The organism is Streptomyces sp. NPDC045955 (assembly GCF_056430805.1).
Window position 1 is genome coordinate 1 of sequence record NZ_JBWKKY010000030.1, and the last position, 15,717, is coordinate 15,717.

15 protein-coding genes and 4 pseudogenes are annotated in these 15,717 nt (G+C 67.2%); 14 read left to right on the top strand and 5 right to left on the bottom strand.

Going from position 1 to position 15,717, the window contains the following annotated elements; genetic code table 11:
• Nucleotides 1-304 precede the first annotated feature (304 nt).
• A complete protein-coding gene (locus AC07F0_RS36655; RefSeq protein WP_478984328.1) occupies nucleotides 305-1,489 on the top strand; it encodes a serine hydrolase domain-containing protein in 1,185 nt (394 codons plus the stop codon).
• 125 nt (nucleotides 1,490-1,614) lie between these two features.
• Here AC07F0_RS36655 and AC07F0_RS36660 read toward each other — a convergent pair.
• Both AC07F0_RS36660 and AC07F0_RS36665 read right to left on the bottom strand, forming a co-directional pair.
• Nucleotides 1,615-1,842, bottom strand: a pseudogene (locus AC07F0_RS36660) (IS5-like element IS4811 family transposase); the annotation flags it as partial.
• A gap of 306 nt (nucleotides 1,843-2,148) precedes the next feature.
• Complete coding sequence (locus AC07F0_RS36665; RefSeq protein ID WP_478984330.1) at nucleotides 2,149-2,622, bottom strand: hypothetical protein; 474 nt, start codon at nucleotides 2,620-2,622, stop codon at nucleotides 2,149-2,151.
• A 254-nt stretch (nucleotides 2,623-2,876) separates the two neighbouring features.
• Between AC07F0_RS36665 and AC07F0_RS36670 the strand changes: the two genes are divergently transcribed.
• On the top strand, nucleotides 2,877-3,074 hold the full coding sequence (locus tag AC07F0_RS36670) for a hypothetical protein (protein WP_478984331.1): 198 nt from the start codon (nucleotides 2,877-2,879) through the stop codon (nucleotides 3,072-3,074).
• 67 nt (nucleotides 3,075-3,141) lie between these two features.
• Here the strand turns inward: AC07F0_RS36670 and AC07F0_RS36675 are convergent, their stop codons facing one another.
• Nucleotides 3,142-4,485: an MFS transporter gene (locus AC07F0_RS36675; protein ID WP_478984442.1), complete on the bottom strand. Its 1,344-nt coding sequence runs from the start codon at nucleotides 4,483-4,485 to the stop codon at nucleotides 3,142-3,144.
• Nucleotides 4,486-4,901: 416 nt separating this feature from the next.
• Nucleotides 4,902-5,336 carry a DUF6300 family protein gene (locus AC07F0_RS36680; RefSeq protein WP_478984332.1) on the bottom strand — a complete coding sequence of 145 codons (435 nt, stop codon included), beginning with the start codon at nucleotides 5,334-5,336 and terminating at the stop codon, nucleotides 4,902-4,904.
• Between the two features lie 75 nt (nucleotides 5,337-5,411).
• Here AC07F0_RS36680 and AC07F0_RS36685 point away from each other — a divergent pair, with 75 nt between their 5' ends.
• From AC07F0_RS36685 to AC07F0_RS36710, 6 genes and pseudogenes are all read left to right on the top strand, one after another.
• On the top strand, nucleotides 5,412-5,783 hold the full coding sequence (locus tag AC07F0_RS36685; protein ID WP_478984444.1) for a DUF6000 family protein: 372 nt from the start codon (nucleotides 5,412-5,414) through the stop codon (nucleotides 5,781-5,783).
• A 134-nt stretch (nucleotides 5,784-5,917) separates the two neighbouring features.
• Nucleotides 5,918-6,229: a hypothetical protein gene (locus AC07F0_RS36690; protein ID WP_478984334.1), complete on the top strand. Its 312-nt coding sequence runs from the start codon at nucleotides 5,918-5,920 to the stop codon at nucleotides 6,227-6,229.
• 233 nt (nucleotides 6,230-6,462) lie between these two features.
• Nucleotides 6,463-6,936 carry a transposase family protein gene (locus AC07F0_RS36695; RefSeq protein ID WP_478984335.1) on the top strand — a complete coding sequence of 158 codons (474 nt, stop codon included), beginning with the start codon at nucleotides 6,463-6,465 and terminating at the stop codon, nucleotides 6,934-6,936.
• A 372-nt stretch (nucleotides 6,937-7,308) separates the two neighbouring features.
• Nucleotides 7,309-8,193: a hypothetical protein gene (locus AC07F0_RS36700; RefSeq protein WP_478984336.1), complete on the top strand. Its 885-nt coding sequence runs from the start codon at nucleotides 7,309-7,311 to the stop codon at nucleotides 8,191-8,193.
• Between the two features lie 472 nt (nucleotides 8,194-8,665).
• Nucleotides 8,666-8,821: pseudogene (locus tag AC07F0_RS36705) on the top strand (IS481 family transposase); the annotation flags it as partial.
• 979 nt (nucleotides 8,822-9,800) lie between these two features.
• Nucleotides 9,801-11,012, top strand: coding sequence for a helix-turn-helix domain-containing protein (locus AC07F0_RS36710; RefSeq protein WP_478984338.1), 1,212 nt, complete (start codon nucleotides 9,801-9,803; stop codon nucleotides 11,010-11,012).
• Here AC07F0_RS36710 and AC07F0_RS36715 read toward each other — a convergent pair.
• Nucleotides 11,009-11,217, bottom strand: a pseudogene (locus tag AC07F0_RS36715) (integrase core domain-containing protein); the annotation flags it as partial. The gene AC07F0_RS36710 and the pseudogene AC07F0_RS36715 sit on opposite strands and share 4 nt — an antisense overlap.
• 36 nt (nucleotides 11,218-11,253) lie before the next feature.
• Between AC07F0_RS36715 and AC07F0_RS36720 the strand changes: the two are divergent.
• The 6 genes and pseudogenes from AC07F0_RS36720 (at nucleotide 11,254) to AC07F0_RS36745 (ending at nucleotide 15,388) form a co-directional block, all read left to right on the top strand.
• Nucleotides 11,254-11,508, top strand: coding sequence for a DUF6233 domain-containing protein (locus AC07F0_RS36720; protein ID WP_478984340.1), 255 nt, complete (start codon nucleotides 11,254-11,256; stop codon nucleotides 11,506-11,508).
• 97 nt (nucleotides 11,509-11,605) lie between these two features.
• Nucleotides 11,606-11,859: pseudogene (locus AC07F0_RS36725) on the top strand (IS701 family transposase); the annotation flags it as partial.
• Nucleotides 11,860-12,225: 366 nt separating this feature from the next.
• The gene (locus AC07F0_RS36730) at nucleotides 12,226-12,792 is read left to right on the top strand and encodes an RICIN domain-containing protein (protein WP_478984341.1); all 567 of its coding nucleotides are present in this window, start codon (nucleotides 12,226-12,228) and stop codon (nucleotides 12,790-12,792) included.
• 469 nt (nucleotides 12,793-13,261) lie between these two features.
• Nucleotides 13,262-13,771, top strand: a complete 510-nt coding sequence (locus AC07F0_RS36735) for an RICIN domain-containing protein (protein ID WP_478984446.1) — start codon at nucleotides 13,262-13,264, stop codon at nucleotides 13,769-13,771.
• A gap of 387 nt (nucleotides 13,772-14,158) precedes the next feature.
• Nucleotides 14,159-14,743: an RICIN domain-containing protein gene (locus AC07F0_RS36740; protein ID WP_478984343.1), complete on the top strand. Its 585-nt coding sequence runs from the start codon at nucleotides 14,159-14,161 to the stop codon at nucleotides 14,741-14,743.
• 90 nt (nucleotides 14,744-14,833) lie between these two features.
• Nucleotides 14,834-15,388: an RICIN domain-containing protein gene (locus AC07F0_RS36745; protein ID WP_478984345.1), complete on the top strand. Its 555-nt coding sequence runs from the start codon at nucleotides 14,834-14,836 to the stop codon at nucleotides 15,386-15,388.
• Nucleotides 15,389-15,717: the final 329 nt, after the last annotated feature.

Genomic DNA, 15,717 nt, shown 5'->3' on the forward strand with positions numbered 1-15,717 from the left:
CTACTTCGTGGTCACCAACCCAGTTCTGCAGTGGCTCTGCTGGCCCACAGAATCACTCGCCCGTCTCATCGAGAGCCGAGGTTAAACGACAAGCTCAGTGCGTGTTTCTCATCCCATGGTTCGTAACGGGCCTGGTGGGGGCTCGTCCGGGTGCCCTGGCGGTGCCGGTTGGGTTACGAACCGTCACACGGCGCCCGGCAGGTCAGCGTCAGACTGGTGACGGCCCGCACCGGGGGTTATCCCCCGTTCTGATCTTGGGGTGCGCCGGATCGCGCCCCCGTTGGGGCGAAACTAGCGTTCGGCCATGACCTCGACTCTGCGAAAGCACCTCGCCATGGCAATCGGTGTCGCTACGCTGCTCGCCGCAGAGGCGGGCACGGCCGTCGCCCAGCCTGCCGGTCCCTCCCTCGTGGAGCAGTTACGCCAGGATGCCGCAACGATCCACGCCCTCGGTGTCAGCGGTGTGCAGGCCCGCGTCATTGGGCCTGACGGTCGGCAGTCGGTCGCCACCAGCGGCACCGCCGACCTGACCACCGGTCGTCCGGTCTCTTCCAGCGGCTACTTCCGCATGGCCAGCACGTCCAAGACGCTGGTCGCCACCGTGGTCCTCCAACTGGAGGCCGAGAGCAAGCTGTCCCTGGACGACACGGTCGACCACTGGCTGCCAGGAGTGGTGCAGGGTAACGGCAACGACGGCACTCGAATCATCATCCGCCAACTCCTCCAGCACACCAGCGGCATCCGCGACAACCTGCCGGGATATACCACGCCGGAGGAGTACTACCAGCAGCGCCACAACGTCTACGAACCCAAGCAACTGGTCGACCTCGCCATGGCCCACGAGCCGGAGGAATTCGAGCCCGGTGAGGGTTGGGCGTACTCCAACACCGGCTACGTCCTGCTCGACATGATCATCCAGAAGGCCACCGGTCGACCGGCCCACCAAGAGATAGAGAACCGCATCCTGCGTCCGCTGGGCCTCGACCAGACCCGGTGGATGGGCACCTCGTCCACCCTGCCCCGGCCCCACGCCCAGGCCTACCAATTCTTCGGCCCCGGTTCCCGGGTGGACGTCACCGATCAGATACCGGTGGACTACGCGAACCTTTCGTGGGTCACGACCACTCGGGATGAGAACCGCTTCCTCCGCGCGCTGCTCGGCGGCCGCCTGCTACCGGCACAGCAGTTGGCCAAGATGAAGCAGACCGTCGAGGTGAGCGCGGCGGTCCAAGAGCTGTGGCCCGACGGCCGGTACGGACTCGGCCTGGTCGAACGCCCCCTGAACTGTGGAGGAACCTACTGGAGCCACGAGGGAGGGGACGGCGGCTACATCACCCTCAACGGCGTCACCGATGACGGGCGTCGAAGCGCTGTGGTCTCCATGTCCGAGGCCCGCGGCGACACCAAAGACCACATACTGGAGCAGGAGAACGCGGCTAGCGCCCTGATCGACCACGCACTGTGCGCCGGCGGCCCCAGCACCCGGTGAGCGGGCGCGTCGTCGCGGTGAGCTCGGCGCGACGCTCGCTGGTGCCGCAGATGAACGTCGCGCACCACCTCGCCCCAGTCCCCTCTTGGGCTCACCTCGGCGATACCCCTAGGAACGTAGGGCGGTCAGCCCCCGGCAGACGCCGGTTTCCTCGGCCAGCTGGGGGTGGCGCCTTTGCGCGCCAGGCGCCTGGTCATGAGGGTGATGGCGGCCCAGGTGATCAAAGTTTCGGAGTGCTGGACGAGCCGTTCATAGTCCCGTGCATGCCGGCGGGCGTGCATCATCCACGCAAGACTGCGTTCGACGACCCAACGACGTGGGAGTACGACGAAGCCGGATGCGTCCTTGCGGCGGATCGGCGGCGTCAACTACGACCAGGTCGTCACCGAGAGGTTGGAGCGGTCGCCGCAGTCGGCGGTCCGGGAGGTCCTCGGGGAACGCCGACCTTCGGGATGGGTACTGCAGAAGGTGAGCGGTGGGCGCGGTCCCCCAGGCGGTCCTGCCCGCCCGGAGCTGCGGTGTGCACGGGCGCGTCCGGGTCGGTGTCAAGGCTATGGGCCAGGTCCTCGCCGACCACGACCCCAGCACCCCGCAGCGGTCACCAGTACAGCGTCGAAGCCGGGGTCATTGACCGCGAAGGTGCCGATCAGCACCTTGCGTCAGCCCTTCAGACGACGCTTCCCTGTCACGATCTGGTCGATCCAAAGGCGTCCGATCCGGTGCGCTGACTTGTAGGTCGGTGCGTACGCGACCTTCTGGGGAACGCCGGTCTCGGTGTCGGTGACGACGACCCGGTACGCAGACATTGTCGGGAATGCGGCCTTCTTCTGACCGTAGCCGCCGAAGCGACCGCCGCTGCCGGTGAGGTTTTCGGTGACCGAGACCTCGAAACGGTCGGGACTCAGGCTCCCGTCCGTGACCTTGGAGCCGAAGACGGCGTTCATGGCCTCATGCCGACGGGCCTTCGCGGCGGCGCGCTCGCGCTCGGTTGCGTCCTTGATCGCGGTCTTCTTGGCGATTTTGTCAGCCTTGGCAGCGGACTTCTCGGTGAGCTTCTGGGCCTTGGCCCTTCCGTCAGCCATCTGCTCGGCCAACTTGTCGCTCTCCGTCTTCTTAGACTTGAGCACCCTCATCATGTCCTCCTGCTCAGCGGCAGGTGATGTCTTCTTCGAGCATCTCACCGTCTGCAGCGGAAAGCTCGGGCCAAGCTGCAGGCGGCAGCGACGATCTGGGCGACTCACTGCCCGCCCCGACCACATCAGACAGCTGACGCGCGCTGATGACCCGCCGCCTGACCCGGAAACCCGCCCGGCGGCGGGACGCGGCCACCCTGGTCGCGATGCCGGCCCCGCTGGTTTCGCGGTAGGTCCTCAACAAGCAGGCGTCAGTGGTCGGTGGTGACGAGGTCTTCGAGTTGGTGGGCGAGGTCGGCGTTGGGCTGGGGAATGGGGCCGAACCCGTCGATGCGGTCGACATCCAGGTCCTCCACGGCGTGCTTGACGGCGTCCTCGGGGACGGCGGCCGCGTGGTCGGGCAGGTTGAGGAAGACGGTCAGGGCACCATCGTTCTGCTTGGCCAGTGGTGATCGTGGACCTGTTGTTTCCAGGGCTGCGCCCGGCCGGGCCGCCGGACGGGCGCAGCCCTGCCCGAGATCACCCGAGCGTTTCCTCCGTCACCGCGGCGGGCAGGGAGATTCGCCAGGCGACGCACCCGGCCGCGGCGAGCCCGGCGACGGCCAGGAAGCTACTGGCCAGGAACGGGTCGGTGCCGTCCAGGGCGGGAGCGAACCCGATGCCGACGTAGAGCGTGACACCGGTGGAACCGCCCAGCTGGTCGGCGGCTCGCTGGACGCCGGAGGCGATGCCGGCGTCTTTCTCGGTCACGCCGGTCACCGCGACGTACTGCAGCCCGACGATCCCGAACCCCATCCCGGCCGCGATGAGCACCATGGCCGGAATCATCGCCGGGCCGGTGGCTCCCAGGGAGGAGACCAGGGCGATGGCGGTCATCGCCAGCACGGTGAAGCCGATCCCGGCCAGGACACAGGCCCGGGCACCCCACCCTCCGAGCAGCCGGGGAACCAGCACCGAGGCCGCGATCAGGGACACCGCCAGAGGCAGCATCATCAGACCGGCGCGGAGCGGGCCAGCGCCCCACCGGTCCTGCAGGTAGTAGGTGAACAGCAGGAACGAGGTGGACAGTGCCGCGCTCAGCAGAGCGGTGGCGAGGTTGGCCAGGACGCGCGGCCGGTTGCGGAAGAACCGCAGCGGCACGAGCGGGTTCCGTGAACGGCGCTCGACCCTGACGAACAGGGCTCCGACTGCCACCGCGCCGACCAGCGCCGCCGGCGGCAGCCATGGCAGCGTGCTGTCCGCCTGTCCTGCCTCGATGACGCCGAGGGTGAACAGCAGCGGAGCCGCGACCAGCAGGAGCGAACCGGGAAGGTCCAGCGGCGCGGGCCCGGTGGGCCGTTCGCTCGGCACGAGAATGGCCGCAGCAGCGAGCACGACCAGGATGAACGGCACGGACACCAGGAAGATCCACCGCCAGCCGAGCAGCTCGGTGATGATTCCAGAGACCACGAACCCAAGGACGAGGCCACAGCTCGCGACGGCCGCCCACACGCTCAGTGCCCGCGACCTGCGCGGCCCCTCGGGGAACATGAGCACGATCACTGCCATCGCCGCCGGAAGCGCGATCGCTTCTCCGGCACCCTGCAGCAACCGGGCTGTCACCAGCACGGCGAAGGATGGCGCGAGCCCGGCCAGCAAGGACGCGGCACCGAAGAGCGTGGTGCCGAGCAGGAGGATGCGGCGCCTGCCGAGCACGTCGCCCAGTCGGCCGCCGAGCATCAGCAGCCCGCCGCCGGTGATCGTGTACCCGACCACGACCCAGGTCAGGGCGTGCCCGTCGACCCCGAAGTCGGCGCCGATCGAGGGCAAGGCGACGTTGACCACAGTCACGTCCACCGCGATGAAGAACTGCAGCATGGCCATGCAGCACAGCACCAGCCACGCACGCACCGGGGACGACTCGTCCCGGCGCGAAGAGAGAATGCCTGAAAACACCGAGTGCTCCGTTGCCCAGAAGAAGTTCCGAGCAGCACGAACGTGCCGCTCCGGTTCAACCACGGAGCGACGGAACGTTCAACAGAAGTGAGAGGAACGCCCCGCCGCTAGCGGAGCGTCCTCGTCACCGCGGCACAAGCCGCGCACGAAGCACCAGACATGTCGCCGATGCTACCGGAGCCGACGGCAAGTGATCCTTGGACATCTCTCCACCGCACACCTATCAGCCACCCCCGCACCACACCCAGCCCCTGTCCCCCGTCGCGCCCGGCCGAGCCAGCGCTGTCGGACAGAACTCCCGCCTATCCGCGCGACCTCTAAGGCTTCGTCGATCGCCTGGGTAGTCAGCCTCGCCCGCGCGGGGTGAGACCCGGCGGGGCCGGCGGGCAAGCGGGTGCCTCGGGCTGTTCCGCGCGAGCCCAGCCGTGGGCGTGCATGGTCTCGGTCTCCCAGTCCTCGAACAGCTTGGGCAGCGCCTTCGGGTCACGGTCGGGGTCGCGGTGCCAGCGGATGAAGGCGCTGGCGGCGGGGCGGTCGGCGTCGCAGGCCGGGCAGAGCTCCATCCACACGCCGGTCCCCCACGGGCCGTTCCACTGCAGGAGAAGGTCGCCTTGGCAGCGGGAGCATGGCTGCAGCGGCCGTGCGTCTCGGCCGGATGTGGGCCTCAGGCGGAGGAGTTCTTCGTCGCTGACGTCATCGAGGTCGCCGTCAGCGTTGAAGGTGCGGAAGAAGGAGCCATCGGGGCGCACGACGTAACGCCAGGCGGAGGACTGTGACATGCGGGTCCCCTTTCGGGGTGGAGCGCGACGTAACGGCCACGATCCGCCCGCCTGCTGATCAACGTCAAGGGGGTGGTGGCTCGACGGTTTGAGTGGCGGGAGCGCGTTGGAGAACTGCTGCTGGCCAGCGAGCTGACGTATGCAGGTCAGGGTTACTGCTTTGCACTGGCCCGGTTCGGTGGTCAGACCGATGCGGAGATCTTGGTGTCCTACTTGGATCGGTACCTTCCTCGCTTGGAGTGCCGGTATGACCAAGGCCCCGCCCTGGGGGCTTTGCTGCGACTGGACTCTCGGTTGGGCACGAGCCATGCCGAGCGGTTCGTTGTCCGGGACGGTCTTTGGGAACGGTGGGTCGATGCGCTTCCGCATACCCGCGGAACGGCAGACGCGTGGGCTGATGCGTCCAGAAGCGCGATCGATGCTTGGTGCGACATCTGGGACGCTTGATCACCTTCGGAGTGAGTCCCGACGTCACTGATCTCCTTGTCTGTTACTTGTGACGGTGCGTCCGGTGATGCGGCTGAGGTCGGGCATGCCGAGCGTAACGGTCGTTCGCTGGTCGATCTGAACGCGGGGTCGGCGTGGTCGGCAAGGTGACCGGCTACGTGCATATCTGGGACAAGGGCGGACACCTCTGGGTCTTCTCCCGGATGACGTTCACCACTATCGACGGGCAGCGGATGCGGGACATCCCGTCGGTCGTCACCGTCTGGGGCCTCTCCGACCAGGCATACAGCGAGCAGGTGGAGCTCAGCTACGATCCCGAGCACCCCACCCGCGCCAGCCGCCCTCTCACCGTCGGCTTCGTCGTCCGCACCCTGCTCCTCGCCTCGGCGTCCACGATTCCGGCGACGGGCTTTGTGCTCTGCGTCCTGGGAAACCTGCCGTTCTGAACGACTCGGCCGACCAGGCCGTCAGCGGGCCAGCTGGCGACCGCCGTGCGCCATGGCTTCGAGCGGGTCGGTCCGTTGGGGATCTGGGTGCACGGCTAGACCGGCTCCATGGCGGCTCGAGCTGCCGTTCGCGAACCGACGTCCCCATGGGGAAGCATGACCGCGGGGGTGGGGAATTATCTGACGCCGAAAGTACGTGAGGTGGGGAATTGCATGACTGTCGACACCTCGCGGTGCGCACGCGACGCGCCGGCCTCGGCCTGCTCACCGAGAGCATCCTGCGCACTCGATGCACTGCCGTCGACGGCCCGGTGCGCACGCCGGCTCAGCGCGGCGAGGTGCTAGCGTCGACCGGCTCCTGGCCACCCTCGTGCACCTTCGACACGCGACGACACGACGTGCTCGCCTGCTGGTTCGGCGTGGACCGCTCCACCATCACCCGTGCCGTCGGCGAGGTGCGGCACCTGCTTGCCGAGCGCGGCTGCACCGTCAACCCGGGGGTGCGGCTGCGCACCCTGGCCGAGGTCGTCGACCACCTCGGCATCAGGAAGACCGGGATCATCGACGCCCTGTCGCTCAAGCGGACAGTCGCAGCTCGATTTTGCTCCGATCGGGTGGTACAGGCCACTGCCTGCGTCAGGCTCCTCTGGCGATGGACAGATCGGGGACTATGGTCGCCTGCTGACTGCATGGGCAGAACACGGTGAAGCACTGCGGGGAGACGGCATGCGGTACAGCCCTGGCTTGATGGCCCGCGTAAGTGTGTTTGCGGCGGTACTCGGGCTCGTCGCCGCGTGCGGTTCGGGAGGAGGGGCAGAGGACATTGAGGAGAGCCCCACTCCTTCGCGGCCAACCCGGACGTCGCCGTCGCCCTCGCCGTCACCGACGTCGCCGTCACCCTCGCCGTCGCCTTCCGGCAGTTCTTCTTCCTACAGTGGCGAGTCGATCCCTCCGCCCGACCCCGTGCCGTCGAATACGGGTCCGTCGGATGACGGAGGCGCGGGCATCACTCCGCCTCAAGACACTCCGCCTCCGGCCTGCCCCGGCGATCCGGCGTGCCCTCCGTCACCGGACGGTACGTGAACGAACCGGGGCCCCGTCCTTCAACGGGGCTCGAACGCACAGACCCGCCAGCCGGGACGCCCCCGACGGCGCTGATCAACATCGTGGTCGCGCAAGCGTCGTTCATCGCCGCGCTGATGTTCTACGTGGGGGTGATCTACACAGGCGCGTACTACGGTTACTTCCACCTCTCCCCGTTTGCGCTCGGCTTCGGCTTCGGTGAATTCGTTCTGCACAGCCTGCACTTGGTGACTTTTCCGGTTCTTGTGGGCGCCGCCGCGCTGTTCTTCGTCGTGGCGGTCGCCGGACATCAGCCGCAAAAGGGATCCCACGGTGCCCTGATGCGCAGCGCCGGACGGGGGGCGTCGGCTCTGGCCCGCCACTATCTGGTCGTCATGGCCGCCGGCTTGCTTCTGCTCGTGCTGTGGTGGCAGTGGCAGGTACTGCTGCCGTACCGCTGGGTGGGGCCCCTCCTCGTCGGTTTCGGCCTGGTGCTCGGAGTGGTACGACAGGCTGGCCTGCGCCGCCTTGGGAGCCCGTGGGAGACGGCTACGCTGCTTCTGGCCGCCGGAGTGTTCCTGCTCTGGGCAGTCACCCTTGTCTCCGGCCAACTCGGCGAAAGGAACGCCAGGAACGACGCGCGCAACGTAACTCTGCGCACCGGTCTGGTGGTCCACAGCGCCCAGTCACTCAGCCTCTCGTCGTGGGCGCCCGGCCTGCGCCACCGGGATCTCGGTGCGGGCGTCCACCTTCGCCACCGCTACGAGGGCCTGCGGCTCATCGTGGAACGCGCCGGGCGTTATTACGCCGTACCGACCGGCTGGCAGGCGCGGACCGACCACGTCTTCATCCTCAGGGAGAGCGAGGGCGTGCGCATCGAGCTCACGCCCGGTGTGCAGTAAAGAGGAGCTACTCCCCTTGCGCCCCGTGCAGGCAGCGCCCGCCGGCGGCCACAGGCACGCGGCGTACCTCAGCGGGTGTAGCGCATCCGCTCGCCGGCCGCCTTGGGGATGGGGCGGGTGAACACATGCAGTACGGCCCAGCTCAGGCCATCTCCGACTATGCCCATTCGGGGCCTCCGTTCATGATCGGTTGAGTGGGCCGTCACACCACAACAGCCATTTGCTCACTCATGACAGCAACAATCGCCGTGTTCACCGGCCCCAAGAACGGGACCGTCACTGCCGAATACGCCGCTGTCTTGCAGCAGATGAGGTCCGCCTCAGGCACGTCGTCCTCGTCGATGTCCTCGCCGAGGGCCTCGATGCGCGCTGCCTCTGTGCGGGTCAGGCCAACGGAGTGGAGGTCTTCGCCTCCCGCCCGTGCGAGAAGTTCAACGGGGGCGATGCCTCTCGCGAAAACGGCGCAGTACTTGCCGCCCGCGGCGTCACCGTCGAGCGGGTACTGACCGACAACGCCTGGGCCTACATCAAGAACACCTGGCGTCAGACCTGCCGCGACCTGGGCATCAGCCCGCGGTGGACCCGGCCCTGGCGACCTCAGACCAACGGCAAGGTCGAACGCTTCCACCTGATGCCGGCCTCGATGCGCATGCTGGGCCCGGTGGCGCTCTGCGGCAGGGGTCTGGTTGTCCAGGAGCTGGCAGGTACCCCATGCCGCGCGGACGGCTCCGGGCGCGGCGGCGTCACGGGTCATGGACCGACGGTAGCGATGGGACCGAGTGCCGTGCGTGTGTTCGGGGAAATTGGTGTCGGTATTTCGGACGGCTGTCGGGGTTCGTGACTCACACGGGTGGCGCCATATCAGAAGGACTGATTGTTACGGGCGGGTACGGGAATCTCCAGCAGAATCTATTGGCCTTAGATGGTGCGACCGCACCTTTTTACGCGATACGCCCGGTTTGAATTTCGACATATGCCAACCAGATGGACCGAAACGCCCTGGGGATTCTGTAGTTGGCAGCGCACTTTCCGTGAGGCTAGGGTCACGGGAGCGTGGGCTCCGAGGGGTTGCAGCCCCGTGGACGAAGCCCACGCCATCCATGAAATGCACGATCCAAGGAGATCTCATGAGGTCGTCCCCGAACCCTGGCGGACCCAAACCCCCACGTCGGAGGCTGCTCCGCGCTTTCGACACTAACAGCCGTGACGAAAATAGCCAACGTCACGGACGGATGGTTCACATTCCGTTCGTGGCAATGCCGGCGCTTCCAGTGATTGTCATCGCCACCCCTTCCCCCTACACGGGCGAGTCGCTTCTGGCGTCCCTCGCGGCGGCGTGTGCCGCCGGAATCGGGCGCCTGGTATGGAATTTCCTCGTCCACGAACGCCGCATGGCCTGATCTAGCCGCCGGGGGAACGCGCCCGCGTTCCCCCGGCGCACCACCGGCGATTGGTTCCCGACGAAACGGTTGTATCTGACCGCCGGTGTGACGCAATTCCATCACCCCTTTGGATGCGCCCCAGGGCCATGCCGTTCACGAAGAGGACCCTCGCTCATGATCCCCACCGGCGTCCCCGAACCTCAGTGTTTTCACTGCGGCACCCCGATGCCCCCTCCCAGCGCCAAGCGCGGCAGGCCGGCCGACTACTGCGGACGGGCTTGCCGCCAGGCCGCCTACCGCGAGCGGCAACGCCGGCGCGGCGACTCCGCCGACCCGGACACCGCCTCCAAGGCACTGCCTGAGCAGTCCCCCGAGCAACTGCAGCTGCTCGAGCTCGCCCAGGACACGCAGGAGGAATTGCGCCACCTGCTGCGGCTACTGTCGAACAGTCACCGGGCATCGGCCGCCGACATCCTGGAGCACTCCGTCAAAGTGCAGCGGCGTATGGAGGCGGTCACCGCCGGCGTCGTCCTGATGGCCCGCCGCCGCCGCATCCCCTGGGAGTCCCTCGGAAGGATCCTCAGCATCAGCCCGGAAACCGCCCGGCACGCCTACCACGAGCGTCTCGTGCAGCGCCGCCTGGACGACTACGCCCCCCACCTCGCCCCCGCCCCACCGCAGGCGGCCACCGCCCCGGCCTCGGAAGACGCCGACGAACCCCTTCCCGCCCAGCAGCCCGACCAGCCCTCCCTGCGCGCCACCAACCAGCTCTCCCCCATCCTGTCCCGGCTGCAGATCGCCAGCGGCATCCCGCTGCGCCAGCTGGGCTTGCGCGTCCAGGTCTCCGCGAGCTACCTCTCCCGCGTGCTCAGCGGTGAGAAGTTCCCCACCTGGGAACTCACCGAGAAGATCGCCCTGGTCCTCGGAGCCGACACCGACGCCGTACTAAAGGTCTGGCAGGACGAACGCGACCGCCACGGCATCCGCCCCCGCCGCTCCCGCCAGCCCTCGCCGCCCGAAGAACCAGACGCCGGCACCACACTTGCCGCGGCGCTGCGCACCCTCTACCAACGGGCAGCCTGCCCCTCCCCACACAGCCTCGCCGTGGCTACGGGACAACTCGTCAGCGCCCACGACGTCCGCCGGATCCTTCACGGTGAAAGGCCCGGAAGCTGGGAAGAGGTCAGTGCTCTCATCCGCGCTCTGGACGGGGAGCCGTCGTTCTTCCGGCCGCACTGGCAAGAAGCACACGAGTCCTCCCCGCCCCCCCTGCCAGCGATCGCGGAGACCCCCACCAACCGCCTCAACCGTCTACTGAGCGCCTTCGGCGACAGCCTCCACGACGCGCGTACCCTCGCCCCCTCACCCGGACTGTCGGTCCGGCGCCGCGCACTGCGCCGCCGCATGGCAGCGCAGAACACTCGCCCCACCCTCTAGATGTGCTGATCGGACAGGTTGGTGACGCGGCGGCTGGGGTGTGGCCGCCGATGCCGGTGTGGGGTCGGTGGTGGTTGTACAAGTCCAGCCAGTCGGGGAACGCTGCCTGTCGTTCGGCGTCTGAGGTGCAGGGCCGGTGGTAGGCCCATTCGTCGAGCAGGGTGCGGTGGAAGCGTTCAACAACACGCCACTGACGCTGGGGCCGAGCGCGGCATAGGACCAGCCGGTCTCCTCCTCCCAGGTGAACCGGACACCGCCACGGGCGCCGGTGCGGCTGACGTCCCAGACCAGGTCCGGCCCCGCCAGGCCGGAGCGGATCGTCCAGCTCGGCATCAGCACCGGGCGCCCGCCCGTCCAGGCTCACGCCGACAACTGCCACGCCGCAGGCAACCACCGCCGCCCCGTCGACCGCGATGAAGCCCGCCGGCTTCTGGCCTCCGGGCTGCCCGCCTGCCCCCACTGCCAGCCCGACATCGAGCTCCGCATCCTCGACTGACCACTGGTGATCGCTCGCGGACGTGCTGGTTACGGGGGAACGTCTACTGCTGGTGGCCTTGGCGTCTGACTTACCGCTCGTCAGGGTGACGGTGCTCGCTGGACACCACGTGGGCTGGGTCACCGGGGATGAGGTCTACGGCGGCAACCCGAAACTGCGCCCTGCTCTGGCAGAACGCGGTATCGCTACGTCCTCGCGGTGGCCTGCTCCGCAGAAGTCCCCACCCCAGCAGGCAAGTTCCGGGCCGACCATCTGGTCAATCGGCTGCCGAAGCGGGCCTGGCAGAAGCTGTCGGCCGGAAACGGTGTGAAAGGACACCGCTTCTACGACTGGGCCGTCATCGACCTGACCGGCCGTGACCGCTCCTTGTCGGTCTTGGACGGGGCGATCTGAAACAGCGGGGCCCGGGGGACGGCACCCCGGAGGTGATTGAGCAGCACGACGGCGAGGCCCGGCCCACAGGCGGTCTGGACCTCGCCGTTTCACGCGTGAGGGTCGTGTCGGCCCGGATGTCGGTACCGGCAGGCCGCCCGTTGTTGCCAGCCCACGGGTATCGCAGAAGCGGTGACAGAACTCGCGTTCCTCCTGTCACGCGAACATGCCCCTGTCAAGTAAGTGCTTTCAGCCTAACTGATCGAACGATCTAGCGATTCCCTGTCACTCTCTGGTTGAGTACTCCCGGCAACGACCTTGCAACCCAAAGTGAAGGAAAGCAACTTGCGTAAGAGACACACCAGGAGCATCGTCGCAGCGGTTATGGCCGGGGCGCTGATGGCGGCAGCCAGCCCTGCGATCGCTCACGCCCAGTCGTCGCAGCAGAGCGACCCGACGCCCCTGCCGATGTCGATCCTCAAGGCCTCCGCCTCTGCGGGGATTCAGAACTACAAGTCCAAGAAGGTACTGCAGCCGGCGGGGAGCAGTACGGCCAACGGGGCGAAGATCGTCCAGCAGCCCTGGGGTGCCAGCAGCGCGCAGTACTGGACCCCGGTCCCGGACGGCGATTACTACAGCTTCGAGAACTCCGGTTCGGGCAAGAACCTCGGCATCGACGGCGCCAGCACCTCGGCCGGTGCGGTGGCCATTCAGGCGAATGGGTCCGGCGACGCCAACCAGGACTGGTACCTCGCCACGGGCCCCTACCCCCCGGGTACCTTCTCCATGAAGAACCGCAAGAGCGGCCTGTGCCTGGGCATTTCCGGCGCCAGCACCGCCAACGGCGCACAGGCAGCCCAGTTCCGCTGCGACGGCAGCGCCAACCAGGGCTGGACCCTCGTCGGGGCATGACCGAACGGCTCTCATGAGATGGGTGCACCCACCCGGCCGTAGGTGAGGGGCTCTGGCCCTGCAGTCGTGACGGCCGTTGGCGTTGAGCAGGCAGGCCTGGACAGCGCAGGCGCCATCACCGCCAACGGCGCGGCGGCCGCCCAGCTCCCGTGCGACGACTCGGCCAACCAGGGCTTGTTGCTGCCCCACTGTCCCTGCTGGTTTACCCCCCCAAGAGTGCTCGCCCCTCACGTCGGCCGGTCCATTGAGGGCAGCCGAAGCGCACGGCAGGACACTTACCCCCTCCCCCAAGTGCTGAGGCTGCGCAGCAAACTAGATCGATCATTCAGGTTCAACGCGCGTCATCTGGCAGGCGCGTTGACCTGCTTCCGCACTGGGCGAGACCTCTTTGCCTGGCTCGCTGAGCACTCACCCACGGACCCACCAGGAGTATGTCATGCGCACTACACGTAGGGCGGCCGTCGCCACGATGCTGGTAGGGACTCTGCTGGCAGCGGCCAGTCCGGCTGTCGCACACGCCGAGTCGTTTCCGAGCAGTGACCCGGTGTCCCAGAAGGTAGCGGTGAGTACGGCTCGTCTCGTGAACCTTAAGTCCGGGAAGGTGTTGCAGGCTGTCAGTACCGCTAATGGTGCAAGGGTTGTCCAGCAGCCCACGACCAGTGGCCAGGGGTTGCAGATCTGGGAGGTCTACCTCTTCGGCGACTACTACACCTTCGAGAACCAGGGGGCGGGGCGGAACCTCGGCATCAACGGTGCGAGCACCTCTGCTGGCGCCGCGGCCATCACGGCAGCCCCGTCCGGTGACCTCAACCAGGACTGGTTCGCAGACTGGAACGGCTACGGCGGAGAGTATTTCGCCCTGGTGAACCGCAAGAGCGGCCTGTGCCTGGGCATCTCGGGCGGCAGCACCGCCAACGGCGCTGCCGCCGCCCAGTTCCCCTGCGATGACTCGGCCAACCAGGGTTGGGCGATGCACTAGCTCAGGCTCACGCATGTCGCCCGACGTCACTGCGTTAAGTAGCCGGAAGATATTCAAGAATCCCGGCACCAGGCCCTGGCGAACACGGTTGGCGGGTTCGGCACGCAGACCCGAATGGATCGTCCAAGTCGGCATCAGCACCGCACGCCCGTCCGTCCAGGGGCCACGCCGGCGACTGCTACGCCGCAGGCAACCGCGTCTGACGGAGCAGGGCGCTCGTTGATGTTCGCCAACATCGGCCTGGACTGTCGTTGGGCAGCATGACGCGCACCATCCGTCAAGAGAGCGCGTTCAGTCGATCTCTTCGAACGATCTAGCGATTCACTTTCTCTCTCTGGTTGAGTACTCCAGGTCATTCCGGCAACACAAAACGTAAGGGCACGTCTCATGGGTACATCGGGCGCCAGGAACACCGTCGCGGCGGTCGCGATCGGCGCGTTGATGGCGGGGGCCAGTCCGGCGATCGCTTCCGCACAGTCACCGAGCATCGACTGGAGCCCGAACCCTCTGCCGCTGTCGGCCTTCGCTGATCAGGGAGCGGCCGCCACAACCGTCGGGCTCAGGAACGCGAAGTCCGGGAAGTTCTTGCAGCCCACGGGCAGCAGCACGGCGAACGTGGCGAGAGTCGTCCAGCAGCCGGGCGACGACCAGAAGTCCTCGCAGTACTGGAGCATGATCCCTGACGGTGACTTCTTCAGCTTCGAAAACGGTCGCTCGCGCAAGAACCTGGGTGTCGACGGCGCCAGCACCTCGGCCAGCGCGGCAGCCATCATCGGGAATCCCTCCGGGGACGTCAACCAGGACTGGCTGATCGTCCCGGTCTCTGGAGTTTCGGACGTGGCTGTACTGCGGAACCGCAAAAGCCATCTGTGCCTGGGGATTTCAGGCGCGAGTACCGCCGACGGCGCGCAGGCCGCCCAGTTCACCTGTGATGGGTCGGCCAACCAGCGCTGGCACCTCTACGTGCTGTGATCGAGCGGCTTGCGCACCTGACCAGGCGTGGTCCGACCCCCTCGGCCTAACGGTCCGACTGCATTGAAACCCACCACAAGGAGAAATGTCATGCACGCAACACGAGTCAGCGCTACCGTCGCGGCCATGCTGGCGGGAGCGGTTCTGGCTGCTGCCAGCCCTGCGATCGCTCACACCCCCTCGCCGCAGAACAGTGACCCGGCGCCGAAACGAGTGACCGCTACCAAGAAGATCAAAAACATCAAGTCGGGGAAGTACCTGACGGCGGTGAGCTCCGCCAACGGTGCCAAGGTCGTCCAGAAGTCCAGCACCAGCAGCTATCTGCAACTGTGGGAAACGGTCCTGACCGAGGGCGGTACCGTCTACGGCTGGGAGAACTGGCAGTCGAAGTTGAACCTCGGCATCGACCGCGCCAGTACCGCAGCCGGCGCGGCGGCCATCACGGCGACTCCGTCCGGCGACCTCAACCAGGACTGGAAGCTCAGTTGGATCTACGCCGACGGTAACGGCTACCAGATCAAGAACCGCAAGAGCGGCCTGTGCCTGGGCGTCTCAGGCGCCAGCACCGCCGACGGCGCACAGGTAGCCCAGTTCCCCTGCGACGGATCCGCCAACCAGGGCTGGATAGACGACTTCAACTTCTGACGATCACGGTGGAATATCGCCGCGTCGCCTGATCGCGCGGTCTGCCCGTGAGTAAGTTGCACGACAGGTAACGTGCAATCAGGAGGTCCCGGTCCGTTGGACCGGGACCTCCTGCACTTGGACACCGCTCGACTCTTGAGCTACACATGACAGATCTGGTTGAACTACTACCCACTCGCGAACCGCAAGAGCCGCCTGCACCTGAGCAGCTCGGGCGCCGGCATCCCCAACAGGTCGCCTGCGACAGATCCGGCAACCAGGGCTGGGCAACCGTTCGTAGCGACCGCTCCTTCATGTGAAGAAGTCCCGGACCGTTTCGCTCCGCAACC

Excerpts from the sequence above, each read along its gene's own strand:
- AC07F0_RS36735 (WP_478984446.1), top strand. The coding sequence starts at position 13,262 with ATGCTGGTAGGGACTCTGCTGGCAGCGGCCAGTCCGGCTGTCGCACAC.
- AC07F0_RS36740 (WP_478984343.1), top strand. The coding sequence starts at position 14,159 with ATGGGTACATCGGGCGCCAGGAACACCGTCGCGGCGGTCGCGATCGGC.
- AC07F0_RS36745 (WP_478984345.1), top strand. The coding sequence starts at position 14,834 with ATGCACGCAACACGAGTCAGCGCTACCGTCGCGGCCATGCTGGCGGGA.
- AC07F0_RS36655 (WP_478984328.1), top strand. The coding sequence starts at position 305 with ATGACCTCGACTCTGCGAAAGCACCTCGCCATGGCAATCGGTGTCGCT.
- AC07F0_RS36680 (WP_478984332.1), bottom strand. The coding sequence starts at position 5,336 with ATGTCACAGTCCTCCGCCTGGCGTTACGTCGTGCGCCCCGATGGCTCC.
- AC07F0_RS36675 (WP_478984442.1), bottom strand. The coding sequence starts at position 4,485 with ATGGCCATGCTGCAGTTCTTCATCGCGGTGGACGTGACTGTGGTCAAC.
- AC07F0_RS36710 (WP_478984338.1), top strand. The coding sequence starts at position 9,801 with ATGCCCCCTCCCAGCGCCAAGCGCGGCAGGCCGGCCGACTACTGCGGA.
- AC07F0_RS36665 (WP_478984330.1), bottom strand. The coding sequence starts at position 2,622 with ATGAGGGTGCTCAAGTCTAAGAAGACGGAGAGCGACAAGTTGGCCGAG.